Origin of the sequence: Banduia mediterranea (assembly GCF_031846245.1) — a bacterium.
In the GTDB taxonomy this organism is placed as follows: Bacteria; Pseudomonadota; Gammaproteobacteria; order Nevskiales; family Nevskiaceae; genus Banduia; species Banduia mediterranea.
Genome location: NZ_JAVRIC010000030.1, coordinates 15,580 through 39,006, shown reverse-complemented (window position 1 = coordinate 39,006; position 23,427 = coordinate 15,580). Strand labels below are relative to the sequence as shown.

General features: G+C 63.7%; 25 protein-coding genes and 2 pseudogenes. 13 read left to right on the top strand and 14 right to left on the bottom strand.

The features are described from left to right. Window positions 1-122: 122 nt before the first annotated feature. From RM530_RS16585 to RM530_RS16560, 6 genes are all read right to left on the bottom strand, one after another. On the bottom strand, window positions 123-305 hold the full coding sequence (locus tag RM530_RS16585) for a hypothetical protein (protein WP_311366374.1): 183 nt from the start codon (window positions 303-305) through the stop codon (window positions 123-125). Beyond that, entirely contained in the window at window positions 292-849 is a 558-nt protein-coding gene (locus tag RM530_RS16580; protein WP_311366373.1) for a hypothetical protein, read from the bottom strand. The genes RM530_RS16585 and RM530_RS16580 overlap by 14 nt, the downstream gene beginning before the upstream one ends. A 14-nt stretch (window positions 850-863) precedes the next feature. Then, window positions 864-1,157 (bottom strand): hypothetical protein, encoded by a 294-nt coding sequence (locus RM530_RS19085; protein ID WP_311366372.1) that lies wholly within the window; start codon window positions 1,155-1,157, stop codon window positions 864-866. 77 nt (window positions 1,158-1,234) lie between these two features. Continuing rightward, window positions 1,235-1,582 (bottom strand): type II toxin-antitoxin system PemK/MazF family toxin, encoded by a 348-nt coding sequence (locus tag RM530_RS16570; protein ID WP_311366371.1) that lies wholly within the window; start codon window positions 1,580-1,582, stop codon window positions 1,235-1,237. Further along, window positions 1,560-1,766: a hypothetical protein gene (locus RM530_RS16565; RefSeq protein WP_311366370.1), complete on the bottom strand. Its 207-nt coding sequence runs from the start codon at window positions 1,764-1,766 to the stop codon at window positions 1,560-1,562. Before RM530_RS16565 ends, RM530_RS16570 begins: the two co-directional genes overlap by 23 nt. 13 nt (window positions 1,767-1,779) lie before the next feature. Then, a complete protein-coding gene (locus RM530_RS16560) occupies window positions 1,780-2,139 on the bottom strand; it encodes a helix-turn-helix domain-containing protein (RefSeq protein WP_311366369.1) in 360 nt (119 codons plus the stop codon). A gap of 338 nt (window positions 2,140-2,477) precedes the next feature. Here RM530_RS16560 and RM530_RS16555 point away from each other — a divergent pair, with 338 nt between their 5' ends. The 4 genes and pseudogenes from RM530_RS16555 to RM530_RS16540 form a co-directional block, all read left to right on the top strand. Further along, a complete protein-coding gene (locus RM530_RS16555; RefSeq protein ID WP_432276111.1) occupies window positions 2,478-3,485 on the top strand; it encodes an RHS repeat-associated core domain-containing protein in 1,008 nt (335 codons plus the stop codon). 11 nt (window positions 3,486-3,496) lie between these two features. After that, a complete protein-coding gene (locus RM530_RS16550) occupies window positions 3,497-3,745 on the top strand; it encodes a hypothetical protein (RefSeq protein ID WP_311366367.1) in 249 nt (82 codons plus the stop codon). 86 nt (window positions 3,746-3,831) lie between these two features. Next, entirely contained in the window at window positions 3,832-4,434 is a 603-nt protein-coding gene (locus RM530_RS16545; RefSeq protein ID WP_311366366.1) for a hypothetical protein, read from the top strand. Window positions 4,435-4,613: 179 nt separating this feature from the next. Then, window positions 4,614-4,799, top strand: a pseudogene (locus RM530_RS16540) (IS4 family transposase); the annotation flags it as partial. A 20-nt stretch (window positions 4,800-4,819) separates the two neighbouring features. On the opposite strand, the gene RM530_RS16535 reads toward RM530_RS16540, so the two are convergent. The 4 genes from RM530_RS16535 to RM530_RS16520 are packed head-to-tail and all read right to left on the bottom strand — an operon-like array spanning window position 4,820 to window position 7,164. Beyond that, window positions 4,820-5,275 (bottom strand): PaaI family thioesterase, encoded by a 456-nt coding sequence (locus RM530_RS16535; protein ID WP_311366365.1) that lies wholly within the window; start codon window positions 5,273-5,275, stop codon window positions 4,820-4,822. Window positions 5,276-5,300: 25 nt separating this feature from the next. Then, window positions 5,301-6,029 carry an AraC family transcriptional regulator gene (locus RM530_RS16530; RefSeq protein ID WP_311366364.1) on the bottom strand — a complete coding sequence of 243 codons (729 nt, stop codon included), beginning with the start codon at window positions 6,027-6,029 and terminating at the stop codon, window positions 5,301-5,303. Then, on the bottom strand, window positions 6,013-6,867 hold the full coding sequence (locus RM530_RS16525) for an SDR family oxidoreductase (protein WP_311366363.1): 855 nt from the start codon (window positions 6,865-6,867) through the stop codon (window positions 6,013-6,015). The genes RM530_RS16530 and RM530_RS16525 overlap by 17 nt, the downstream gene beginning before the upstream one ends. 3 nt (window positions 6,868-6,870) lie before the next feature. Further along, window positions 6,871-7,164 (bottom strand): hypothetical protein, encoded by a 294-nt coding sequence (locus RM530_RS16520; RefSeq protein WP_311366362.1) that lies wholly within the window; start codon window positions 7,162-7,164, stop codon window positions 6,871-6,873. 31 nt (window positions 7,165-7,195) lie between these two features. Between RM530_RS16520 and RM530_RS16515 the strand changes: the two genes are divergently transcribed. Then, the gene (locus tag RM530_RS16515) at window positions 7,196-7,723 is read left to right on the top strand and encodes an IS66 family transposase (RefSeq protein ID WP_432276110.1); all 528 of its coding nucleotides are present in this window, start codon (window positions 7,196-7,198) and stop codon (window positions 7,721-7,723) included. A 147-nt stretch (window positions 7,724-7,870) separates the two neighbouring features. Here the strand turns inward: RM530_RS16515 and RM530_RS16510 are convergent, their stop codons facing one another. Further along, complete coding sequence (locus tag RM530_RS16510; protein ID WP_311366360.1) at window positions 7,871-10,825, bottom strand: ribonucleoside-diphosphate reductase subunit alpha; 2,955 nt, start codon at window positions 10,823-10,825, stop codon at window positions 7,871-7,873. A 487-nt stretch (window positions 10,826-11,312) separates the two neighbouring features. On the opposite strand from RM530_RS16510, the gene RM530_RS16505 reads away from it, so the two are divergent. Continuing rightward, window positions 11,313-12,464 (top strand): AraC family transcriptional regulator, encoded by a 1,152-nt coding sequence (locus RM530_RS16505; protein WP_311366359.1) that lies wholly within the window; start codon window positions 11,313-11,315, stop codon window positions 12,462-12,464. A 237-nt stretch (window positions 12,465-12,701) separates the two neighbouring features. On the opposite strand, the gene RM530_RS16500 is transcribed toward RM530_RS16505, so the two are convergent. Together RM530_RS16500 and RM530_RS16495 are read right to left on the bottom strand one after the other, a co-directional pair. Continuing rightward, window positions 12,702-14,057, bottom strand: a complete 1,356-nt coding sequence (locus RM530_RS16500) for a DUF1329 domain-containing protein (RefSeq protein WP_311366358.1) — start codon at window positions 14,055-14,057, stop codon at window positions 12,702-12,704. A 22-nt stretch (window positions 14,058-14,079) separates the two neighbouring features. After that, window positions 14,080-16,119: a DUF1302 domain-containing protein gene (locus tag RM530_RS16495; RefSeq protein WP_311366357.1), complete on the bottom strand. Its 2,040-nt coding sequence runs from the start codon at window positions 16,117-16,119 to the stop codon at window positions 14,080-14,082. Between the two features lie 560 nt (window positions 16,120-16,679). Between RM530_RS16495 and RM530_RS16490 the strand changes: the two genes are divergently transcribed. The 7 genes and pseudogenes from RM530_RS16490 (at window position 16,680) to RM530_RS16460 (ending at window position 22,095) form a co-directional block, all read left to right on the top strand. After that, window positions 16,680-18,818 carry a site-specific recombinase gene (locus tag RM530_RS16490; RefSeq protein ID WP_311366356.1) on the top strand — a complete coding sequence of 713 codons (2,139 nt, stop codon included), beginning with the start codon at window positions 16,680-16,682 and terminating at the stop codon, window positions 18,816-18,818. Window positions 18,819-18,928: 110 nt separating this feature from the next. After that, on the top strand, window positions 18,929-19,495 hold the full coding sequence (gene dcd / locus RM530_RS16485) for a dCTP deaminase (RefSeq protein ID WP_311366355.1): 567 nt from the start codon (window positions 18,929-18,931) through the stop codon (window positions 19,493-19,495). Next, window positions 19,495-19,737 carry a hypothetical protein gene (locus tag RM530_RS16480; RefSeq protein WP_311366354.1) on the top strand — a complete coding sequence of 81 codons (243 nt, stop codon included), beginning with the start codon at window positions 19,495-19,497 and terminating at the stop codon, window positions 19,735-19,737. The genes dcd and RM530_RS16480 overlap by 1 nt, the downstream gene beginning before the upstream one ends. Continuing rightward, window positions 19,689-20,326, top strand: a pseudogene (locus RM530_RS19080) (alpha/beta hydrolase). Before RM530_RS16480 ends, RM530_RS19080 begins: the two are co-directional and overlap by 49 nt. Continuing rightward, on the top strand, window positions 20,260-20,436 hold the full coding sequence (locus RM530_RS16470; RefSeq protein WP_311366353.1) for a hypothetical protein: 177 nt from the start codon (window positions 20,260-20,262) through the stop codon (window positions 20,434-20,436). The pseudogene RM530_RS19080 and the gene RM530_RS16470 overlap by 67 nt, the downstream one beginning before the upstream one ends. Window positions 20,437-20,584: 148 nt before the next feature. Next, on the top strand, window positions 20,585-21,523 hold the full coding sequence (locus RM530_RS16465) for a lysylphosphatidylglycerol synthase domain-containing protein (RefSeq protein WP_311366352.1): 939 nt from the start codon (window positions 20,585-20,587) through the stop codon (window positions 21,521-21,523). 2 nt (window positions 21,524-21,525) lie between these two features. Next, the gene (locus RM530_RS16460; RefSeq protein ID WP_311366351.1) at window positions 21,526-22,095 is read left to right on the top strand and encodes a hypothetical protein; all 570 of its coding nucleotides are present in this window, start codon (window positions 21,526-21,528) and stop codon (window positions 22,093-22,095) included. A 64-nt stretch (window positions 22,096-22,159) separates the two neighbouring features. Here the strand turns inward: RM530_RS16460 and RM530_RS16455 are convergent, their stop codons facing one another. Beyond that, the gene (locus tag RM530_RS16455) at window positions 22,160-23,371 is read right to left on the bottom strand and encodes an OmpA family protein (RefSeq protein ID WP_311366350.1); all 1,212 of its coding nucleotides are present in this window, start codon (window positions 23,369-23,371) and stop codon (window positions 22,160-22,162) included. Window positions 23,372-23,427: the final 56 nt, after the last annotated feature.

Here is a 23,427-nt window from a genome sequence, read left to right as displayed (position 1 = left end):
GGTGAGGGTCACGAGGTGAGGGTCACACGAGGTGAGGGTCACACGAGGTGAGGGTCAGCGAGGTGAGGGTCAGGTCTTGCGCCTTGACGCGGCCCGCCGATCCACACCTCGTGCGATCCGGCTTACCGTCGAGTAGTCGAGTAGTGCAAACCGAAGTGCGCGCCGATCTGCGGAAGTTGCCGGTGTCCGCTTTCGTAGGCGTCGCGATCTTCGTCGAGGAACAAGACCTGACCCCGAAGTCTGACCCAGACGGTGGAGAGGATCGCGGGCGGGAAGTAGGCCGGCGGTCGCTCAGTGCCCCACATTCTGGCAGCGACGCACCGGTCGCTCGTTGAGAAATGCTGCCAAGCCACGTTCCCATTCACGCCAGTCCTTCAGGGTGTCGCGCGGGAAAATGTAGTTGCCGGCGATCAGGTCCGTCTGAAACCTGCGATAGCAAATGCGGTAGCGAGTATTCGGGCAGAGTGCCTCAAATCCCCCCCGCGCCCCTGGCGCTCTAAAGACCTCATCGCCATTTGCAGCGCGCTGGACCATGAGGCCCAAAGTAGCGTCCACCTCGGCCTTCGAGTCCGTCGCCACAGGCGCAGCATCGCTTTGCCTCGCAGGCATCACAGAAATCTCTAAGGCCTGTGACGTTCCCGTTGAGGAGCTAAAGGAATAGCTCGTGTATACGTCCCGAAGGTAGGAGCCGACGATCTCGTCGATGCGTGACTCCTTCCAATCGAGGTCGGGCCGCAAGCAAAGAGTCTCGCCGGAAAACTTCGCCTCCTGCCAATCGTGAGCGGCGCATGCTGCTGGCACCAGAGCCAGTGCGAGCAGCATCCGTGCAACGATGCGTGTCTTGTTCATGCGCACGCGCCTCGTTACGGGAAGACACGGGTTCTAGCAAGGTCGGGGTCAGAGCAAGGTCGAAAGGTCGGGGTCAGGTCTTGCGCCTTGACGCAGGTCGAGTAGCGAAAGGTCGGGGTCAGGTCTTGCGCCTTGACGCAGGTCGAGTAGTGCAAACCGAAGTTCGCACCGATCTGCGGAAGTTGTCGGTGTCCGCTCTCGTAGGCGTCGCGATCTTCGTCATTGAGGAAGATTGCTTGACGGGCATTGCCGCGCGCCATCACATGATGGATCGCGCCGGGGAATTCGATGCGTAGAGGGCGGGCCATGCGGAGGAACGTAGCGAAGCCAAGGAAATCTGCCAAGGAACAAGACCTGACCCCGAAGTCTGACCCCGAAGTCTTGATCACCCGATGATCGTCCCAAGCACCTTGCTCAGCGCCTGCTGATCTTGCGCCGTAAGCCTGCCGAGCGTCTTGCGCACGATGGACTTCTCAGCGGTAAACACGATCGGCTTGAGCACGGATGGTTTGATGAGACCCGCGCCCTGCCAGTCCTGCACCAGCGCCTCGCCGAAGCCCAGGCGCGGCCGGACCTGGCTGGTGATGGCGAGCAGGATCAGATCGGGTCGCTGGCGCTGATAGGCGCTGCTGCTGACGACGACGGCGGGCCGCTGCTTGGTGCCGGACTGGTCGGTAAAGGGAAACGCGACCAGCACGACGTCGCCGAAGCTAGAGCCGGTCGTAGTCGGCATCGTCGGAATTGTCCCAGACCGCGGACAGACCGGCTTGGCTGACGGCCTGCGCCGCTTTGACGAGCGGCCGGTCGCCGTCGCGGCTGGACAGGAAGTCGATGAAATCCTCGACCTCCGCGACCCTGGCTGGCGGCAACTGCTGGAGCTTCTTCACCATCTGCTGAATGTGCTGCGGCGCGCGCATGGGCTTTTCCTCCTTAGCGGCTGGCTTGCGCCAGCACCGTCTCCAACATCTGCATCACGAATTTCTGCTGGGTCTTCGGTAGCTGCGTGATGCGCTCGATCTGCTGCTGTAGCTTGGGCGTCGGCCCGCGCTTGCCGGGCTTCTGCGTCTCGCCGATCAGCTCCTCGATGGATACCGCCAGCGCCTTGGCGATCGTCGGCAGCGCCGACACCGGCACGCGCCGGCTGCCCATTTCGTAGGCGTTGACGGTCTGCTGCGAGACGCCGAGCACCTCGGCCATCTGCACCTGGGTGATGCCCACGGCCTTGCGCATCGCAGCGATGCGCCCGCCCAGCCGGGCGAAGAACACCTTGTCATCCTCGGAAATGGCCATGAGCCTCGTCCAACTCTGCTCGATCTGGCGCATAGCGTAGGCCCCCGTTTCTCATAACGCGGTTGAGAATGCCACAATATGTGGTAGTCAGGTGCCCAGTTATTTTCCTCCAAACCCTCTTGACAGGATTTTTGCCGGAGACCCGAGAGCCGTGGGGGTCAGATCTTGTTCCTTGCCGGGAAGTCCGGTCGGCGGAAGCAGAGCGACGATCACCGACCCGCTGAACCGGGTCATGCAAGCGACCTACGATGCGCTCGGCAACCGCCTCAGCCTCACCAACGCTTCCGGCGAAACGGTGCGGTGGACCTACCTACGATGCCCTGGACCGCGTGATCGGCATGACCGACGCCCTGGGCCGCCAGATCGCCTTCGACTACGACGCGGCCGGCCGCCTGACAGCCGTCACCGATGCCCGCGGCAACACCACACAGTACGAATACGACGAATTCGACCGCCTGATCCGAGTCGAAGTCTATGCGGCAGAGGATGCAACCGCACCCGAGCGCATCCTCGAATTCAGCTACGACCCGCTCGGCCGCGTGCGGACCCAGACCGACCAGGGCAACGAAGAGCGCTACGTTTACTCGGGAATCGAACGGCTTGCCGTGCTGGACGCCGGCAACAACCTGATCCGGACCTACGAACACGGACCGATGATCGACGAACTGCTGGGTGCCAGCGGAGATGAAGACTGGACGCACTTCGTCAACCATCAGAACAGCGTGATGGCGGTTGCTGAAAGCGGTGAGTTGGCGGAGTTCAGCTACTCACCCTACGGCATCACAACGGCGGAAGCACACGCGAACGACTTCCGGTACACAGGTCGCGCGCAGATCGCGGACCAGCTGTACGAATACCGGGCAAGGTACTACGATCCGACGATCGGAAGATTTCTGAGTGAGGACCCAATCGGCTTTGAAGGCGGCCCAAATTACTATGCCTATGTCGGCGGGAATCCGGTTAGCTTCACCGATCCAACTGGCTTGTATCCGGGTGAGGACATCATTGAGTTCATTCCGGATGCGATCGGGGCGGACATCGACTTCGCGCGGAACTATCTCGACATGCGCCGAGCCAATACGATCGGTGCCGACAAGTATTTCCACTGCAAGGCCAACTGCGAAGCGGCAAGCCGTGGGCCTGGCGGCGCGTTTGAATCCCGCATCCTGAGCGAGGTTCGCGAACTGACGGATGAGCACATCAAGGGCGATTCTCCGCAGGCGTGCAACGCTGACCGGCAGGCAAACAATCAAGGTCGGCAGGGCGGAGGCAACAACCCGACCGGATCGAGTTGCCAACAAATCTGTAGTCCGTTCCGCCTGAACGGACTACCGCCCAACTACTGAGGCGCCGGCCGATGCTGCTTATCGCTGCCAGTCTCGCTCTTCTGTTCTTGGTCGCGTTGGGTGTCAGCCAGCGTTTTAGGGCCTCGGTCGCTCGTCATCGATTGGGCGTTGCTGTGGTGCTATTTGGCACGGCCGGAGCGATCGTGTTTGCCTTCGTTGCCAGCGACTATTTCTCGATCGATGCGTGCCTCGATGATGGAGGACGGTGGAATAAGGAGCGCGAGGTCTGCGAGTATCAGGAGCCGTCAAGCGCTCCGTGAGCCGTGGGGTCAGAGCCGTGGGGGGTCATGCATGCCGTGGGGGTCAGACTTGTTCCTTGCCAGAAAGCCCGGCCGGCGGAAGCAGAGTGACGATCACCGACCCGCTGAACCGGGTTACGCAAGCGACTTACGATGCGCACGGCAACCGCCTCAGCCTCACCAACGCTTCCGGTGAAACGGTGCGATGGACCTACGATGCCCTGGGCCGCCAGATCGCCTTCGACTACGACGCGGCCGGCCGCCTGACAGCCGTCACCGATGCCCGCGGCAACACCACACAGTACGAATACGACGAACACGGCCGCCGCACGACCGAAATCGCGCCCGACGGTCGTCGCCGCGAGTACGCCTATGAGGACGGAAACCGTCTGACGAAGGAGACGCGTGCGGACGGACGCGTGTTCCAGAGCAGCTACGAGACCCGCGACCTGCTGCAGAGCGTCAGCGTGCTTCGGCGCCGACGATCAACACTCAAATCGTTGCATGATTCAGGCGACAACTATCTTGACACGCACCGCCCACGCCCCGCCAGGCGCCGAGCCCTTGGAACGGATGCTGCTTACCGCCGTTGCTGTCACGACCTTCGAGCAGGCCTGCGGGCGCCTCGGGTATGCCACCCGCTGGCAGATCGAGGTGTATCACCGCACGCTCAAAAGCGGCTGCAAGATCGAAGAGCGCCAACTCGGTAGCGCCGTCCGGCTTCAAGCCTGCCTGACCATCGAACCTGGTCGTCGCCTTGCGTGTCTTGCATCTGACCAAGCTCGGTCGCGATGTCCCCGAGATGCCGTGCAGCGTCTATTTCGAACAGGACCCGTGGAAAGCTCTGGTGGCCTAACACAGCCAGAGCCCCGAGCCGCCCGAGACCGAGCCCAGCTTGCATGAGGCCACGCGCATGGTGGCTGCGCTGGGCGGCTTCCTCGGCCGCAAAGGCGACGACGAACCCGGCACGAAATCCCTCTGGGGCGGCCTGCAGCGACGCGACGACCTCACCAATATGTACCGCGTCTTCAGCCGTAGCCGTGCCCCTCCCCGTGTTCAGCAAACCTATGGGTAAAAGTCAGCCCAGGCGAGCGGTCATCCGGAGACACCCGTCCGCCCAACCAACGCCATCAGTGTGCCGGTCATCGTGGCGACAGGCTTTTCATTCTCGCCCTTCAGTGCATAGGCGCGCGCCTCGCAGATGGTCAGGGTTCTGCCCGGTTTCACCACGTCGGCGACAAATCGAAACTGCTCGCCATCGGCGGGGTTGAGCAGGTTGATCTTGAACTCCACCGTCAGCACAGCCGCTTCGGCGGGCATCAGCGAAAACGCCGCATATCCGCAGGCGCTGTCCAGCGCGGTGGACACGATTCCTGCGTGCAGGAAACCATGCTGCTGGGTCAGCGCGTCGCTGTGCGCCATTTGCAGAACGATATGGCCGGGTGACAGGTCGGCAATGCCGATCCCAAGCGTGTGCATCACATTCTGCAGATCGAAACTGTCGCGCACCCGCGCGTCAAAGTCAGGGTTTTTCGGCTCGAATTGCGTCATGGCGTGATTTCACTCCTTACATTCATCACATGATGACCAACCTTAGCCGGTCCTTGAGCCGCGCATCTTGTAACGAAAGGCCAAAAACGCGCGGTGCCGCCTGAGAGCGAAGTGCACCGGGCGGTCTGCCGGCGAAGGTCCGGCAGGCTGCCGACATATGCGACTGATCGTAATATCCGGCGTCCAGCGCCAGATCGCTCAACGGCCGGGTGTAGCGCGCGAGGTCTCCAAGCAGCTGGCGAAAACGCCGGGTGGCGGCGAGCCGCCGCCTTGACACGCCGGTATCGGCCCGCGCCCGACGACGTTCTGTCCGGTCGCTGAATGTCTGCGGCGGCGCGCCAAAGCTCAGCCCCCTTGCAAGATCATCGAGCGCGGCGACAAGCGATGGCAGGCCATGATCACCCTGCCGGACCCGCCCCAGTGCCAGGGTCAACGGTGCCAGCGCCTCGGCCCCGGGCAATTGTTCCGGTTGCGCCGACAGCCCTAGCCCGGCCACGATGCCGCAAAAGGACGATCGGCGCGGCACGAAGTCCGGGCGGGGTGGCGCGAGGGATACATTCGGTCCGTCATCAGTGTCACTGCCGCATGTCACCGAAAGGGTGAACAGATCGGTAGCGAAACGTCCGCTTTCGCGATTGCTCAACGCTCCAGTGTCGCGGAACACGAAAAGATGGTCGATCTGTGCCGCAGCAACTGCAGACGGCGCCAGCTCAAGGTAGAGCGGTGCAGGCATCAGCTCATTGGACGAAGGCATCCCGATGCTCGGCGACGAAATCGCGAAAGCGGCGCGCCGGGCGTCCGAGCACGTCGCTGACCGTGGTATCGATACCCGCGAGATAGCCCTTGGGGGCGATGGAGGCCAGTTCCACCATGGCTCCGGCGATCTCTTCCTGCATCCCGCCGGCCATCATGGCCGCCTTGGCGTCATCGGCCGACAGCGGCGCACATCTGATGGATTGTCCGGTCACCTCGGAAAGGACAGCGGCGACATCTTCGCCGGTAAGAGCCTCGGGGCCGGTCAAGCCATAGCCCTTGCCCTGGTGGCCCGGGCCGGTCAGCGCCTCGGCGGCGACTTCGGCGATGTCACGGGCGTCGATCCAGGCCACGGGGCCGCCCAGATCGTCGTAATACACCCCGTCCTTCGCGATGCTGCCAGCCTGCCACAGCAGGTTCTGCATGAAATAGGTCGGCTGGACGAAGGTCCAGTCAAGGCCGCTTTCCTTCAGCAATTCCTGGGTTTCGGAATGCCACTTGCCAAAGGTCAGCCCCGCCTTGGGCGACGCACCAAGCCCGGTGGCCAGAACCACATATTGAACGCCTGCGGCCTTTGCCGCCGCGATCGCGTTGGCTTTCCACTGGCGCATGTCCAGATGCGCGGGCGTGACCAGATAGATCTTGTCCGCCCCGGCGCAAGCACGTTCCAGCGCGGCGGGGTCGGTGAAATTCGCGGTGACGGCCTCGCATCCCTTGGCCTTGAGAGTAGCGACCTTGGCCGGATCGCTGGTGACAGCGCGCACCTTGGCGCCCTTTGTCAGAAGGGTATCGACAAGGGGGGCGCCGGTGGTGCCGGTGGCTCCGAAGACGGTGATCATGGCTTATCCTTTCTCAGTTCCAGCGTTGGGCTGGATGGTTTCTGGGTTGCTGATCGACGACGGGTCGCCCGGGTGCTCACCCAGGAAGGCCGCGCGCACGATCCGGCGCATCGTCTTCATGCTGCGGGTTTCGGGCAGCGCGTCGACAAAATGAATTTCGCGCGGGAGGAAGGGCTTTGAGACGACCTCTCCCACCCGGTTCTTGAGCTGTTCGTCAAAGGTAGTGTCGGGCGGTGCATCGTTCATGTCGATCGCCATCCGGCAATGATCGACCCCGGCGATTCGGTTGACCCACATGGTTGAACAGCTCCGATCGTGTCGACGGTGCGTGCTTGCCGACGTGACCAGTGTCGCCCAAAGGGTCCGGCCACCGAAAGCCCCGAATGAATGTGGAGCGCTCCCGAGCGGGTTCCTTGCCTGGGCGAGAAACCTCAAGCGCCTGCTGCAACAGACCTGCGCGGTGGTCTCCAGGCGCAAACGGAAAAAGCTCAACGGCCGCGAATACGCGAAACTCCAGAAACTCTACCGCAACATCCTGACCCGGGGCGACAAGGAACTCCCGCCGATTCCCCCACGGCAGAACGGCAAGCGCGGCCGAATCGCCAAATCAGATGCCCACAAGCTGTGGGAACGACTGAGCGACCATGAGAGCGCCGTCCTGCTGTTTGCCAAAGAGTCTCATGTCGCGTTTACCAACAATCGTGCCGAGCGTGAGCTGTGCATGAGCAAGGTCAAGCGGAATGTCTCCGGTTGCTTCCGCAACCGGGCGTACGCCCAAGCCTACGTCTGCCGTGCAATCGCCCTTTGGCAGGCCGACACGCCGCATAACGGCCGCGTAACGGTGACAGTTTGCTGATCCCCTATTGTCCTTGTCCGACTGCGTTCCCTGCAGCACCTTCGGGTTTCGGTCCGCACAAACCCAGGGATCGATCAGCGACACACAACAGAACGCCCGGCGGTGCCGGGCGTTCTGGAGGCAGCTTCTCGCGCGAGTGCGATGCTCTTACTGGCAGGCCTCGCACTCGGGATCGAGGATCGAGCAGACCTTGGCGCCGCCCACGTCCGTGGCCGCGCTCAGCCCGGGTTCCGGTGAGGGCGCAGCCACGGCCGGCCTGGCGCTGACGCCGCCCTCCGCACCGGAACCGACCTTGTTCAGACGGTTGTCGGTGATGGTGGTCTTCTCGGCGTGGGTGGCGCCCATGGTGCGCAGGTAGTAGGTGGTCTTGAGGCCGGACAGCCAGGCGTGCTTGTACAGTTCGTCCAGCTTCTTGCCGCTGGGTTGGCTCATGTACAGGTTCAGCGACTGCGCCTGGTCGATCCACTTCTGGCGGCGGCTGCCGGCGTCGACCAGCACCTTGGCATCGATCTCGAACGCGCACTTGTAAAGCTGCTTGATCTCGTCCGGAATGCGGTCGATCGGCTGCACCGAACCGTCGAAGTACTTGAGGTCGTGCACCATGACTTCGTCCCACAGGCCGAGCGCCTTGAGGTCGTTGACCAGGTATTCGTTGACCACCGTGAACTCGCCGGAGAGATTCGATTTGACGTACAGGTTCTGGTAGGTCGGCTCGATCGACTGGCTCACGCCGGTGATGTTGGCGATGGTCGCGGTCGGTGCGATGGCCATGCAGTTGCTGTTGCGGATGCCCACGGTCCGGACCTGCTGGCGCAGGGAATCCCAGTCGAAGGCGCCGGACAGCGCCACGTCCTGCTGCAGGTATTCGTTGCCGCGCGCCTCGGCAAGAATGCCCACCGAATCGATCGGCAGCACGCCCTGGCTCCACAGTGAACCCTCGTAGCTGGAATAGCGGCCGCGCTCGAAGGCCAGATCGCTGGAGGCCTTGATCGTGTAGTAGCTGATCGCTTCCATCGAGTAGTCGGCGAAGCGCACGGCGTCGTCGGACTCGTAGGGCACGCGCAGCTTGTACAGGGCGTCGTTGAAGCCCATCACGCCCAGGCCCACCGGACGGTGGCGCAGGTTGGAATTGCGTGCCGTGGCTACCGAGTAGTAGTTGTACTCGATGACGTTGTCGAGCATGCGCATCGCGGTGTTGATGGTCTTCTCGAGCTTGGCCTTGTCGAGCTTGCCGTCCGGCGTGATGTGCGCCGGCAGGTTGACCGAGCCCAGGTTGCAGACCGCGATTTCCTGATTGGCCTTGGTGTTGAGCGTGATTTCCGTGCACAGGTTGGAGCTGTGCACCACGCCCACGTGCTGCTGCGGGCTGCGCAGGTTGCACGGGTCCTTGAAGGTGATCCAGGGATGCCCGGTTTCGAACAGCATGGACAGCATCTTGCGCCACAGCTGCGTGGCCGGAATGCGCCGGTAGTTGCCGATGCGGCCTTCGTCCGCTTCCTTCTCGTACCACTCGTAGCGGGTTTCGAAGGCGCTGCCGACGAGGTCGTGCAGGTCCGGGGTTTCCTCCGGGGAGAACAGCGTCCACTGCGCGTTCTGCATCACGCGCTTGAGGAACAGGTCCGGCACCCAGTTGGCGGTGTTCATGTCATGGGTGCGGCGGCGGTCGTCGCCGGTGTTCTTGCGCAGTTCGAGGAATTCCTCGATGTCGCGGTGCCAGGTTTCCAGGTAGCCGCAGACTGCGCCCTTGCGTTTTCCTCCCTGATTCACAGCTACCGCCGTATCGTTGGCCACTTTCAAAAACGGCACCACGCCATTGGACTTGCCGTTGGTGCCCTTGATGTAGCCGCCCATGCCGCGCACCGGCGTCCAGTCGTTGCCGAGACCGCCGGCAAACTTGGAGAGCAGGGCGTTGTCCTTGATCGCGCCGAAGATGCCGTCCAGATCGTCCGGCACCTGGGTCAGATAACAGCTCGACAGCTGCGGGCGCAAGGTTCCGGAATTGAACAGCGTCGGCGTGCTGCTCATGAAGTCGAAGGACGACAGCAGCTCGTAGAACTCGATGGCGCGCGCTTCGCGGTCGATCTCGTTCATCGCCAGCCCCATCGCCACGCGCATGAAGAAGGCCTGCGGCAGTTCGATGCGGGTCTTGTTGCTGTGGATGAAGTAGCGGTCGTACAGCGTCTGCATGCCGAGGTAGTCGAAGTTGCCGTCACGGTCGCCCAGCAGCGCCTTGCCCAGGCGGTCCAGGTCGAACAGGCATAGCTTCGAATCCACCAGTTCCAGCTCGGCAGCCTTGTGGATGTACTCGCGGAAATAGGCCGGGTACAGCGCCTTCATCTCCTCGGCCGTGGGGCGGGTTTCCGCCATGCCCAGGAACTTCAGGGCCTCGTGGCGCAGCGCGTCCAGCAGCAGGCGCGCGGACACATAGGTGTAGTTCGGTTCCTTTTCGATGCGCGCGCGTGCCGCCAGGGTCAGCGCCTGCGACAGCTCGTGCTCGGGAATGCCGTCGTAGAGATCGCGCAGCGCGGCCGCCAGAATTTCATCGGGCTTGGTGCCGGACTGGTCTTCGCAGGCTTCGCCGACCAGGCGGCGGATGCGGGTGTCGTCCAGCGGCACCAGCGCGCCGTCGTCGCGCTTGACGTGAATCACGGCCGCAGTCGCGCTGTCCGGGTTGGCGGCCTTTTCGGCGGCGCGCTCGCGGGCGCGTTCCTCGCGATACAGCACGTAGGCGCGCGCTACCTTGTGTTCGCCGGCGCGCATCAGCGCCAGCTCCACCTGGTCCTGCACGTCCTCGATGTGAATGGTGCCGCCGCCGGACTGGTTGCGGGTCACCGCAGCTACCACTTGCTCGGTCAGCGCGGCGGCGGTTTCGCGCACGCGCGAGCTGGCCGCGGCGGAGCCGCCTTCCACGGCCAGAAAGGCCTTGGTCATGGCGCGGTTGATCTTGCCGGGTTCGAAATTGGTGACTTTCCCATTGCGACGAATTACGCGAATGCCGCCGGGAGCGGTGGCCGCAAGCTCGGCGGCACCGGCTCCGGCACCGTGCGACTGGGCGGGCGACGGGGTCGGGGTCGGCTGGGTCTGGCTGGAATCGGTGTGCATCGGGCGGCGCTCCCTCGAAAAAGACATCCATCATTGGCGTGACAGACGGAACAGCTCTGGCCTGCCCTTGCGAGGCTCCCCCAGGTGCAGGCGTCTATCGTTCGACAACAATATCTAGTGGTTGGGGAGAGCGTCAACCCCAATATATTCGTTAGTAGCCGCGCCAAGAACTTGTGCGGCTCCTGTGGATAAAGAACCCTTTTACGAAGCCTTCAATGGCTTTGCGCCGATGCCAGCTTGCGGCCGCAACGGCCCCGAACCGGCCGTTGCGGCGTTCGAGCTGACGAACGGCAGTGAGGCGAGGAACCACGGTCGTTCCGAAGCCGACGCGTACGTCCGTCCGAGGCCACAATACGGGCCAGTATGTCTAACCCATGGCCCGCCCCCCCCAAGCACGCGTCGGGGTGGCACTATTCGCCCAAGGCGCAGCGATCAGCGGTACCCAGCCGCGTCTCCACGAGACGCTTCCGCATGGGAGGAAAAACTTGTGACCGACAGTATTCGAACACCGGGTTCCGGACACCACATCGGCTTGTCCGCCTTTGAATCCACCACCGCAACACGACTCCCAAGGCGCGCGCCGCGTTCGCGTCCTGCTCGTGAATGCAGCGCACGCGGCCGCCTGCACCGCCAGGCCACGATGGCCAGCGGCTGGGTCAAGGTGATCCGTCGCGCCCTGGACGCGGCAGGCTGTGACGGTGCGGCCCTGTGCCGGCAGGCCCGGCTCGACCTGAGCCTGCTCAATGACGTCAATGCGCGTTACCCGGCGGATCGCGTCACCCATCTCTGGCATCTGGCGCGCGAGGCGACCGGCGATTCCTGCTTCGGCCTGCAGGTTGCCAGCCACGTGACGCAGACCACGTTCCATGCGCTGGGCTACACCCTGATCGCCAGTGCCAACCTGAAGGAGGCTTTCGAGCGCGTGGCTCGGCACTCACGCGTGACCACCGACGAGGCTGAAACCCGGTTCGAGCGGATCGGCGACGAATATCACCTGAGCTTTCACCTCTACGAGCATCTGCCGCAGCCGGCACATGAATCGCTGGATGCCTTCGTGTCGGCCTATGTGCGGATGTGCCGTTCGCAACTGGGCAGGGACTTTTCGCCGCTGCGTATCGAGATGCAGCGCCCCGAACCGCACGACAGCGAGCGCTATTACCGGATACTGCGGACACCGCTGGTATTCCGAGCACCGATCACGCGGATCGTGTTCGACTGGCGCAGCATGGAGATTCCGCTGGCTTCCGCGGACGCCGAGTTGGCCAGCCACAACGACGCCATCGTGCTGCGCTGGCTGGCACGGCTCGACAAGGAAGACATCGTGGCCCGCGTGAAGGGGGCGCTGGTCGATTGTCTGCCGCATGGCGAGCCCTCGCAGGAAGTGATTGCCGATTCCTTGCACATGAGCGCGCGTAGTCTGCAGCGCAAGCTGGCCGACGAAAGCACGACCTATACGGAAGTAATGGACATGATGCGACGCGAACTCGCCCTGTCCTATCTTCGCGATCCGGGCCAAAGCATCAGCACCGTGACGTTTCGCCTGGGCTTTTCGGATACCAGCAGTTTCACGCGCGCGTTCCGCCGCTGGACCGGCAGCGCGCCCAGCGCCTGGAAGGCGCAGTTGGCCAGCGTGGCCTGAGCTTCAGACGCCGGCCAGTGCCGCCAGCTACGCGCGGTCTCCAATAACCGACGTCGCGCCCCTTGCAGCATTGCGGGCGGGCGCCGTCACGCTCACCCCCATCATTCCGCACAGGCCGCCGGCCTGATCCGGAATCCTGCGAGGCTGTGGTACCAAGCAGCTCCGCCCAAAAAAAAAGCGGCGAGCCAATCGGCCCGCCGCAGTTCGACATTCACGGAGTCGTGAGCGTCGATGAGATCAACGCTTGCCCTTGTCGCGCAGGGTGCTCGGCGTGAAGTCGGAGTCGTTGCGCTTGACCGCGTGATAGCCCGAGTCGTCCTCGTTCTTGATGTTCATCGCGATGTAGCGGCCGGACTGCAGGTCGTAGTGCACTTCCAGCGCCGGGCCGAGGAACGGTACGTCGTAGTATTCCTGGGTGTGCAGTTCGGCGAAGCGCCACAGCTGGTCACGGTTGTCGTACTTGTCGACCAGATGGACCCGCCAGCTGTCTTCGTCGATGTAGAAGGTGCGGCGCTTGTAGAGGTGCGAGGTGCCGTCCTTGAGCGTGGCGTCGACCACCCAGACACGATGCAGTTCGTAGCGTCCGAGGTCCGGGTTGATGTGTCCGGGCTGCAGCACGTCCTTGATCTTGTAGTCGGGGCTGGCGATCTGGTAGCTGTTGTACGGGATGTACATCTCCTTCTTGCCGACCAGCTTCCAGTCGTAGCGATCGGTGGCGCCGTTGTACATGCCGAAGTCGTCGTTGGTCCGCAGCGCGTCGGAGGCGGTGCCGGGATTGTCATACGACACGCTCGGCGCCAGACGCACGCGCCGCTGGCCGGGGTTGTAGGTCCAGGCCTTGCGCGGGTTCTTGATCTGGTTGGTGTAGTCGTGGACCAGCAGGATGCTGCCGGCCAGACGGGGCGGATCCTTCACGATCTGCAGGAAGTACAGCAGACGTTCGGTGTCGCGCTCTTCCGGCTTGCGCTGCTGGTTGCTGTAGAGGAAGTCGTACTCGTAATCGAGGCGCACCAGGTTGTAGTCACCGCCGGCGGTGACGGCGGCCTGCGCCCAGGACGTGGCGTAGGTATCACCGTTGTAGGTGGTGAGGTGATTCCAGATGGCTTCCAGGCCGTCCTGCGGAATCGGGAATGGCGTGCCGCCGGTGGTGCCTTCGAAGCCGTTGCCGTTTTCCACCAGATTCACCTTGGTGGCGTTGGCCTTGGTTTCGTCATAGAAGCCCTGCGGCATCGCGGCGCTGCGATGCGTCGGGAACACGCGCATCTTCCAGTTCGGATAGCGCTCGAACATCGCGATCTGGCCCGGCGACAGGTGCTCCTTGTACTGCGCCAGGTTGGCCTTGCTGATCGTGAATTTGGGCTTCTCGCTGGCGTAGGGGTCCGGATAGGCGCCGCCGGTCTTGAAACCCGGCTGCACCTGGGTGAGGCCTCCATCCCAGGCGGGAATCGTGCCGTCGGCATTGCCGGCTTTCTCGGCGCCGATCGGCGTCAGGCTGGCGCCGAGTTGCGCGGCCTGGTCGGCGGACACGGCGGCGTGGGCGCTGCCGGCAGCCAGCAGCAGGCTGCCGAGGGTCAACATCATCTTGGTTTTCATAGTGTTCTCCGTGCTGTCACGATCAGAATGCGTACGAGACGCTGATCGCGAGGAAGTCGCGGTCCTTGTTCGGGTTGGCGCTGGTGGCGAAGTCCTGGGACTGAGCTTCCGGTGCCGCGATCGGGTCGGTGCCGCTGTAGGTGCGGCCGCCAAAGAAGGTCGTGTAGCCGATGTCGCCCTGCCAGCGTTGCAGGTAGTTGAAGCCGACACCGAGGGTGACCGCCTTGGTGTCCTGGTTGAAGGTCGGGCCGGTGCCGTTGACGTCGTGCGCCCACACCAGACGTGGCGACAGCGAGACCGCGCCGATCACGTCTTCGTAGTCGAGGCGGCCGACCAGGCGATAGCCCCACGAGAAGTTGTCGAGGAAGCCTTCGCTCTGCACCGAACCGCCGGAGACGAAACCTTCCGGCGTGGCGAGCGTGGCGCGGCCCGAACCCGGGGCCGGCAGCGCGGCGCCGGGCGCCGAGAAGTCGAGTTCTTCGGGCAGATCCACGTAGGTCGCACCAAAATCACCGAGCATCACGAACTGGCTGGCACCGAAGCTCGGACCGAAGGCCTTGGTGACGGTGGTCGTGATCTGATGCATCTCGACGCGCTCGTAGCCATGAATGTCGGTGCCGGCCGGAACGTTCAGGAACGCCGTCGGTAGGCCGGCATAGGGGCCTTCGGTGATGAAATCCTGGCCGGTGACGCTGTTGGTCAGGCCCAGCGAAGCCATGACCAGCTCGGCGCCCGAGAGCTGCAGCGGCTGGTGCGGACGGTAGGAGTATTCGCCCTGCAGCGCCGTGCCGAACGGGCCGCCGGCGTTGAAGCTCAGGCCGTACAGCTCGATGTTCTCCGGGTACTCGATGAAGTAGCTGGCGCGGCAGTCGCCGGCCGTCGCATCATCCGAGCACAGCGGCGCGGCCGCGATACCACCGGGTGCGTTGATCGCGTTGGTGGTGCCGTTGCCGGGGGCGGGGCTGCTGCCTCCGGCGCCGTTGAGTCCACCACGAACCGTGGACACGATCGGCGTGCGGCTGTGGTACTTGAGGTAGTAGGCGCCAAACTCGACTCCGATGTTGTCGGCGTAATAGCGCAGCGCGGCGCCGTATTGATCGGGGTCGCTGTCGGGCTTGCGATCGTGCTCGCGTTGCAACCACACCATGGCCTCGGGATCGCCCGTCACGCCCAGGGCGGCTACATCGGCCGGGTAGGTGGTGACGCTGTTCTCGTCCTTGCGGCGGCCGAAGGTGACGATGATCTTGTCGCCATCGTCGGAGGCGGTGTCATTGGTCGAGAAAAACGAGCCGCGCGGGTCGATCTGGGTTTCCTGCCACTGCGTCATCAACACCGTTTCCAGCGACAGCTGGTTGGTGAGTTGCACCGAACCCCAGAACATCGAGGTGGGCAGCAGCGCTTCCTTGAGCTCCGAACCCGGCGTGCGCAGACGCGCCACGTCGACCGGGTTGATCGAGTTGATGCCATTGATGATGAACGTGGATTCGCCCCAGTTCACCACCTGGCGGCCGAAGCGTGCCGATACCGAGTGACCGCCGACGTTCCAGTTGCCGTAGGCGAACAGGTCCAGCAGCGAGAACTCGTCGTCCTGGCGCTGGTGGCCGCGATTGCCGAGTTCGTAGTCGCCGCGTTCACGCGTCTCGGCGATCAGATTGGTGGGGCCGGCCACGAACGGTGCGATCGGTCCGCGGCGATCATTGATATTGTCGGCGTCTTCGGCGATCGGATCGGCAAAATAGCTGAGCCGTGAGAACAGGCCGTAGTCGCCCATTCTGAAGTCGAGGTCGGTGGTGATCTTGGCGACGGCGGCGACCGTGTCGCCTTTCTCGAAGCCGTAGTTGCCGTCGTCCTCATTGACCGAGCGGGCGGTGCCACCATTGGTGATGCCGATCAGCGAATCATCCTGATCCTGCATGCGAAAGGTCACGCCCAGCGATACCGTGGTATCAAGCTGTGCGTCGACCGGTCCCAGATCGAAGGATACGGCCTGGCTGGCCAGGGGGGCGGCCAGTGTCAGGCAGGCTGCACCAAGGCGCAGGCTTACCCTGAGCTTTGTTCTCATCTTTGAATCTCCTCATCAACGCTGCACAGGCAACGACAGTGGTCGCTGCTCTTATTGTTCCGCGGGGTGTGCTCCACGGCGTGGTCGCTCCGAATCCGGACTTTCCGGCCATCAGCTTGCTTCGGCCCGGTGATCCGGCGGCGGGGCCTGCCGGCTTGCCCCGGAAAGGAGCAGCCGATGGATACCGCCTATTGCGAACTCTAGGCTTGAGCAATGGGGCCGGCCTGACTCTGGCCGCCAACTTGTTGTCTGGCGGCGCCAGCGTCTGGAACGCCTCGTGCTTGTCCCTTGTCGATGAAAGGCGAACCGCGTGCGGGATATGCCTCGAACGGTTCGCGCGGCGGGATTGCGTGTTCGCCCCGCCGCAATTTTCGTGTGGCTTCGTTGTGAGGCTCAGCTGTGCCTAAAATGGGGGCCGTTCTCCTGGCGCCAGTCATTTTGATGATGCATCCCCATACGCGACCGTGCTGTGTGCGCGGCCGCGAGGTTCGCCGCCACGCCGGAACGAACGTTTCAGCACGGTCGCACACGGATTCGCAACAACAGGTGGCGATCTCCTAGTGGCGCGAAAACTCACTCTGGAACAGCGCTTCGAGGCGGCGCTGGCGTTGGTCGCGCACGCCGACGACGATGCGCAGATCGGTGCGTTCATCGGTCTTGTCGATTTGCTGCGGCCGAAGCGGCCCGACCGTGTGGACGAGGCGGTGGACCGATTGCAACGCTTCGGAGCCTATCTGCAGACTCAGCCCGAGCTGCGTGTCGGCCTGCGCGACGCCTTGCTGCGGCTGATTGCCAATCGCAAGTCCGTGCGCCTGTTCACCGACAGCGGCATTCTCGCCAACGAAGGCTTCTTCACCGGGCTATGGCGGCGCGTCGGCGCCTCGATTCTGCCGGAGGAGCAGGACCGCGAATCGCTCAAGGATGTGGTCGGCCTGGTGTTCCGCAAGCAGTCGGACTATCTGTGGCTGCAGAACGTGCCGGACGATGCCTGGCTGGAGCTGATGCACGCGATCGATTTTCGCAAGGCGCGCGGCACCCAGCCGGCGCAGAAGATCCTGATGCATGTACTGGACGGCCTGCAGGTGATGTCCTACCGCATCACCGCAATCGGTCTGGAACCAGAGATCGTGCACAACTATCCGGCGATCGAGCGCTACGAATCACCGTTCCTGATGCAGAACGTCGAGGTGCGCCTGTTCATCGAGGATCGCAAGAATGCCTTGTCGGAGAAGGCCGATCCGACGATGGACGACAAGCACCTGCAAGTGCTGCTGCAACAGTGCCGCGACATTGTCACGCGCATTCGCCGGCAGGCGCTGATCATCGGTGCCAGCGTCGGTCTGACCCACCTCCTGGTGCGTCTGACCCAGAACATCGAGCGCTGCGCGCTGCTGCTGAAACTGCTCGAAGTCAAACCGGAGGTGGACTGCAACGCGGACCGCCTGCGCCTGCTGCGCGCGCTGGTGGAAGGCGAGAACCGCAAGAACAGCGTGCGCGATCTGTTCATGCAGACCGTGCAATTGCTGGCCCTGCGCATCACCGGCAATGCCGGCAAGGCCGGCGAGGCCTACATCACCAATTCCGCGTCGGAATATTTCTCGCTGTTTCGGGCGGCCATGGGCGCCGGCTTCCTGGTGGCGCTGATGGCGGCGGTGAAGCTGTGGCTGGCGCATCAGCCCTACGCACCGCTGGTCGAGGCCTTCCGTTTTTCGGCGATGTACGCCACCGGCTTCGTACTGATGTCGATCTTCCACTTCTCGCTGGCGACCAAACAGCCGGCGATGACGGCCAACCGCCTGGCGCGCGCGCTGGAAGCGCCTGCACAGAAAGGGCAGGACCGGCTCGACAATCTCGCCGAGCTGATCGTGCGCACACTGCGCAGCCAGTTCGTCGCGGTGCTCGGCAACTTCGTGCTGTCGATGCCGGTCGCGGCGGCCATCGCCTACGCCTTCTATTCAAATTCGGGCGAGCACTTCATCGGTCTGGAAAAGGCCGAAAAACTGATCCACGAAATCGATCCCCTGCATTGGACCACCTGGTTCTGGGGCGCGCTCACCGGAGTCTGGCTGTTCGTGTGCGGTCTGATTTCCGGGTACTACGACAACAAGGCCGTGTACAACCGCATACCGCAACGCTTGCAGCAGTTGCGTTCGCTGCGCTGGCTCGGTGTCAAACGGCGCGAACGGCTGACGCATTTCGTCGAGGAAAACCTTGGCGCGGTCGCGGGCAGCTTCTTCTTCGGCATCATGCTCGGCTCCACTGCCGCGTTCGGCAAGGTGACGGGTCTGCCGATCGATACCCTGCACGTCACCTTTTCCGCGACCAACACCATATACGCGCTGGTGGCCTTCGATGGCCAGCTGCCGTGGTCCACGCTGGCGCGCTGCGCGCTGGGCATATTGGTGATCGGCACGATGAATCTGGCCGTGAGCTTCGGTCTGGCCCTGAACGTGGCGATGCGCGCGCAGCGCGTGAAGTTCGCCGACACCTGGCCGTTGCTGGGCAAGCTGCTGCGGCGCATTTTCACCACGCCCGCGCAGTTCTTCCTGCCGCCGCGTTCGCCGAGAGCACCGTTCGTGGCGCCGGCGGTGTCCGATGCCGAGATGATCAAATCTGCGGACAAGTCCGACAAGGACCCAGAAACGACACGCGGCAACGGCAAGGCCGGGGGCGAAGGCGCCAAGTCCGGCAAGAAGTAGGCAGGTCGATTCTCGCGGACAAGCCGGACCTCCAATCGCGTACGATAACGGCCCTACGATTTCAGCCATTTGCGGTCCGGCCTCCGCGCCGTGCCCGCCGGGAGCCTGGTGTGAGCATCAAATCGGACAAGTGGATCCGGCGCATGGCCGAAAGCAGCGGCATGATCGAACCGTTCGAGCCCGGCCAGGTGCGCGCCAATGAAGGCGGCAAGATCGTCTCCTATGGCGTGTCCAGCTATGGCTACGACGTGCGCTGCGCCGACGAGTTCAAGATCTTCACCAACATCAACAACACCATCGTCGACCCCAAGGCCTTCGATTCCAAGAGCTTCGTGGATTTCAAGGGCGATGTCTGCGTGATTCCGCCGAATTCCTTCGCGCTGGCGCGCACCGTGGAATATTTCCGCATACCTCGCAGCGTGCTCACGATCTGTCTGGGCAAGAGCACCTATGCGCGCTGCGGCATCATCGTCAACGTGACGCCGCTGGAGCCGGAGTGGGAGGGTCATGTCACCCTGGAGTTTTCCAACACCACGCCGCTGCCGGCGAAGATCTACGCCAACGAAGGCATAGCGCAGATGCTGTTCCTGGAGGCCGACGAGGTCTGCGAGACCAGCTACGCCGATCGCGGCGGCAAGTACCAGGGCCAGCGCGGTGTGACCCTGCCGCAGACCTGATGAGCGGAGTGGCCACGGACCCGGCCCTGCCGTTCGGCGCGCGTCTGCGACTGGCAAGCTTCGGCGGCATCTTTACCGGTGCCACCGCGCTGAGCATGCTGGCGCTGGCGATGCGGCGTGCGCGCCAGCGCGTGCAAGCGCATCGCGATGTGGCCTATGGTCCCCTGGTCGCGCGCAGAAGCCGGATGTATTCCTGCGGCCCGCCGTCTCGCAGCAGCCAGCGTCGCCGCTGCCGATTCTGATCTATATCCACGGTGGTGGTTTCGCCGTTTGCTCCAAGGAAACCCACGAGGGCATCGGCCTCGCCCACGCCCATCGCGGCGGTTTCATGGTGTTCAACATCGACTATCGGCTAGCGCCGCAGCATCGTTTTCCGGCGGCGATCCCACGCGCATTGTCGTAGCCGGTGAATCGGCTGGCGCCAATCTGGCACTGGGTGTGGCGATCACCGCCAGCTACCGGCGGCCGGAGTCCTGGGCGCGGACCGTGTTCGATGTCGGCGTGCCGCCGATCGCGGTGCAGCCGACCATGCCGTTCCTGCAGGTGTCCGCAGGTGTCCGGTCCCGCAAGCGCGCCAGGGCTATCGCGGCGTCGGCAAATGGACGGCGCGCATCCTCAAAGACATCGCCAAAGACATCGCCCGGGCCTATCTCGGGCCGGGCCGGGAACACGGCGACGCCGGCAGCGATACGGCCGACCCGATCCGCATCCTCGAAACCGCGCCCGAACGTCCGTTTCCGGAAGCGTGGATCGGCGTTGCTTCCGTGGACATCTGCAAACAGGACGCGGAAAGACTGGACGCCGCCTGCACGCGGCTCGGCATCGCCGTGACCACGCGCTGGTATGAGGGCGAGAACCATGCCTTCACGTTGCTGCGCTGGCGCGACCGCTACGAATTCCTCAAGCGCGTCGTCTCCGTCGAACCGCCGCTCACGCGCTGAGTCGCAAGGGCGCGTTCAGCCCTGCCACATCGGGCGGGTTCTAGGCTGGATGTATCTTTGCCCTGGGACCTAAGTCCACGTGCCGGATTCTGCTGACTCAAGCCGGGCCCGAACCGATGCCGCCAGGCCGCCAAACCGTCTGTGGCTGTTGCTGCGACGGTTGCTGGTGCTCGGGTTCTTCGCGCTGATCGTATGGTTGCTGGTGTCGCGCACGCGGGCGGTGGACTGGTCGCAGGTCTGGATCGCGCTGCAGGCGCTGGGCACGCCGGTGCTGCTGGCGTCGCTGCTGCTGTCCCTGCTCAGCTATGCGCTGTACGGCGGCTACGACCTGTTCGCGCGCCACTACACCCGACAAAGTCTGCCGAAAGCGCTGACCGCCGCGATCGCCTCGATCTGCTACGCCTTCAATCTCAACATGGGCGCCTGGCTTGGTGGCATCGGCCTGCGCTACCGCCTGTATTCGCGGTTCGGACTGGATCGCGGCACGATCACCCGCATCGTCGGCCTGAGCCTAGTCACCAACTGGTCCGGCTACTGTCTGCTCGCCGGAATCGCCGGCAGCTTCGGCTTCGTGGAGCTGGCGGACGGCGGGCGCATCGGCGATCTCGGGCTGCGTCTGATCGGACTGGCGCTGCTGCTCGGTGTGACGGCCTATGTCGCCCTGTGCGGAGTATCGCGTCGGCGCAGTTTCAGCCTGCGTGGAACCTCCGTGACCTTGCCGTCGCTGAGCATGGCGCTGGCACAGATCGCGTTGTCGACCGCCAACTGGATGACCATGGGCCTGGTCGTGTATCTGCTGTTGGGGGCCGACATCGCCTATCCGACGGTGCTGGCCGTGTTGTTGCTGAGCGGCATCGCCGGTGCGGTGGCGCATGTGCCGGCCGGATTGGGCGTGATCGAGGCGGTGTTCCTGGCGCTGCTCGGCGATGTCATGGCGGACACCGAGCTGCTGGCCGGCTTGCTGGCCTATCGTGCGGTGTATTACATCGCCCCGCTGGCGCTGGCCGCGCTCGGCTTCGCGTTCGTGGAAGCGCTGGCGCCGCGGCGGGATTCACCGACACCACGGAAGACCTGGCGCAATACCTGATCGTGGCCGGCGGGCCGAACCTCGACGAGGCGCGCGCCAGGCGCTACGCCGAAAACAGCCTCACGCATTTTCACTGGCTGGTGGGCGAGGGCCTGCGCTACAAGAATAGCTACATCGCCGAACACATCGTCGAGCCGATGACCGACGACTGCCTGATCCGGAGCGGCAGTGAGGAAACCTGGCCGTTCTCGCCGCAGGCCAAACCCTGTCCGCGCGGACACACGCCAGAATTCATGGGCATGGGCGCGGGGTGCTACCTGATGGACGTGCTCACCCGGCGCGTCGAGCAGCGCATTTCGCATACCTGCCGCATCAGCGAAGCGACCTGGGACTGCGGTCCGTCGACGCCGGACCCTGTGTCGCCGAGCGCGATGAAACGGACCTTGCCATCGCTTCCGCCAGCGCCATCACCACCCACATCCGCGCTGCGCCCGCAAGCACTCACGGCCAACACCATGAGCAGCGCCAGCATTCGAAAACCAAGCATTCGTGCCATCCCCCAGCCCCGCCGAAATCGCGAGACTCAATTTCATTTTGGTGGCGATCAAATGACAAGGACCGCAGCCGCCTGATCGGCGCCTGCGGTCCTTGCAAGCCTTGCGGACGGTGGACAGCACCCAGGCTTTGGCGCTGCGCTTATTCCACGTAGAGCCAGAACGCCACGCGGCGGTTGTCACTGCGGCCTTCCTCGGTCTCGTTGGTCGCCACCGGCTGATTTTCGCCGCGGCCGGACGTCTTCAGACGCTCACCCGAGATTCCTTTCGAAACCAGGTAGGCTTTGGCGGACTCGGCGCGTTGCGTCGACAGCTGCAGGTTGTACGCCTCGGAGCCCAGCGAATCGGTGTGACCGATGATCTCGACGGTCATGTCACTCTGACCGTTCATCATCGCCGCCATGCGGTCGAGATAGCCCGCACCCATGGTTGAAAGACGGTCGGAGTCGAATTCGAACGTGAAGTCCGGCAACACGATCGGCTGCGGCACCGCGCAACCGCGGTCGTCGACCTCAGCCGGCACCATGGTATCCGGGCAGACGTCGTCGGCATCGAACACGCCATCTTCATCGGCATCGCTCTGATCCATGACCGGCGGGACGGCGCAGCCGAATGCGTCGACCACCGTGCCGGCGGGCGTGCCGGGGCAGTTGTCATCCGGGTCGTACACGCCGTCGCCATCGGAATCGACGGCGCAGTCGCTACGACCGGTTTCGGCGTCTACGACGGCCACCTCACAACCCAGCGGTTCCGGCACGTCCTCCATTGCGGGTTCGCTCCTGGAACCGCCCGGCAGCGGTAGCTGCAGGCCCACGAGGAAGCGGTAATCCGTCAGGAAGTCATGACCCGGCGCGGATTCGTCATTCGACTGGCCGAGCGCTCGCGCTTCGGTACGGATGCCGAGGCCATACCACGGCAAGGGAAACAGCGCACCGCCACCGAGACTGATGCCGGCATGAGTGTGCTTGTCGGACAATACGTCTTCCTGCAGCACCGACAGGCCGCCAAGGATGTACGGTTTGAGACGCAGACCGTTCTCCCAGCCCCAGAAACCGAAATCCTTGACCAGGTCGACCAGCAGGCCGGCCTGATAGTCCTTCTTGCCGTCCACGTCACGGTCGTCCATGGAATTGTCGAAGTACGACAGTTCCATCGCCCAGCTCTGCCAGCCGATCGGTACACCGACCGTCAACTGGAAGCCCTTGCCGTCGTCGTTCGGACGGCTGCTGTCGGTAATCACATAGGTGCCGCCGGCACCCAGGTAGATCGAATCGCTGTCGCCCGTGTTCACGGCGCTGGCCTGACCCACCCAAGCCGTGGCGAGCAGCGCGCTGCCCCAAATTATGTTGCGCATGGTTCCCTTCCTGAAATGTTTGGCAATCTTTGAGCTGCCATCCGGCATTGTCTTAT

Bases quoted from the DNA above. Each gene is read 5' to 3' on its own strand.
- RM530_RS16585 (WP_311366374.1), bottom strand. From the start codon at position 305: ATGTGGGGCACTGAGCGACCGCCGGCCTACTTCCCGCCCGCGATCCTC.
- RM530_RS16580 (WP_311366373.1), bottom strand. From the start codon at position 849: ATGAACAAGACACGCATCGTTGCACGGATGCTGCTCGCACTGGCTCTG.
- RM530_RS19085 (WP_311366372.1), bottom strand. From the start codon at position 1,157: ATGGCCCGCCCTCTACGCATCGAATTCCCCGGCGCGATCCATCATGTG.
- RM530_RS16570 (WP_311366371.1), bottom strand. From the start codon at position 1,582: ATGCCGACTACGACCGGCTCTAGCTTCGGCGACGTCGTGCTGGTCGCG.
- RM530_RS16565 (WP_311366370.1), bottom strand. From the start codon at position 1,766: ATGCGCGCGCCGCAGCACATTCAGCAGATGGTGAAGAAGCTCCAGCAG.
- RM530_RS16560 (WP_311366369.1), bottom strand. From the start codon at position 2,139: ATGGCCATTTCCGAGGATGACAAGGTGTTCTTCGCCCGGCTGGGCGGG.
- RM530_RS16555 (WP_432276111.1), top strand. From the start codon at position 2,478: ATGACCGACGCCCTGGGCCGCCAGATCGCCTTCGACTACGACGCGGCC.
- RM530_RS16550 (WP_311366367.1), top strand. From the start codon at position 3,497: ATGCTGCTTATCGCTGCCAGTCTCGCTCTTCTGTTCTTGGTCGCGTTG.
- RM530_RS16535 (WP_311366365.1), bottom strand. From the start codon at position 5,275: ATGACGCAATTCGAGCCGAAAAACCCTGACTTTGACGCGCGGGTGCGC.
- RM530_RS16530 (WP_311366364.1), bottom strand. From the start codon at position 6,029: ATGCCTTCGTCCAATGAGCTGATGCCTGCACCGCTCTACCTTGAGCTG.
- RM530_RS16525 (WP_311366363.1), bottom strand. From the start codon at position 6,867: ATGATCACCGTCTTCGGAGCCACCGGCACCACCGGCGCCCCCCTTGTC.
- RM530_RS16520 (WP_311366362.1), bottom strand. From the start codon at position 7,164: ATGTGGGTCAACCGAATCGCCGGGGTCGATCATTGCCGGATGGCGATC.
- RM530_RS16510 (WP_311366360.1), bottom strand. From the start codon at position 10,825: ATGCACACCGATTCCAGCCAGACCCAGCCGACCCCGACCCCGTCGCCC.
- RM530_RS16500 (WP_311366358.1), bottom strand. From the start codon at position 14,057: ATGAAAACCAAGATGATGTTGACCCTCGGCAGCCTGCTGCTGGCTGCC.
- RM530_RS16495 (WP_311366357.1), bottom strand. From the start codon at position 16,119: ATGAGAACAAAGCTCAGGGTAAGCCTGCGCCTTGGTGCAGCCTGCCTG.
- RM530_RS16480 (WP_311366354.1), top strand. From the start codon at position 19,495: ATGAGCGGAGTGGCCACGGACCCGGCCCTGCCGTTCGGCGCGCGTCTG.
- RM530_RS16455 (WP_311366350.1), bottom strand. From the start codon at position 23,371: ATGCGCAACATAATTTGGGGCAGCGCGCTGCTCGCCACGGCTTGGGTG.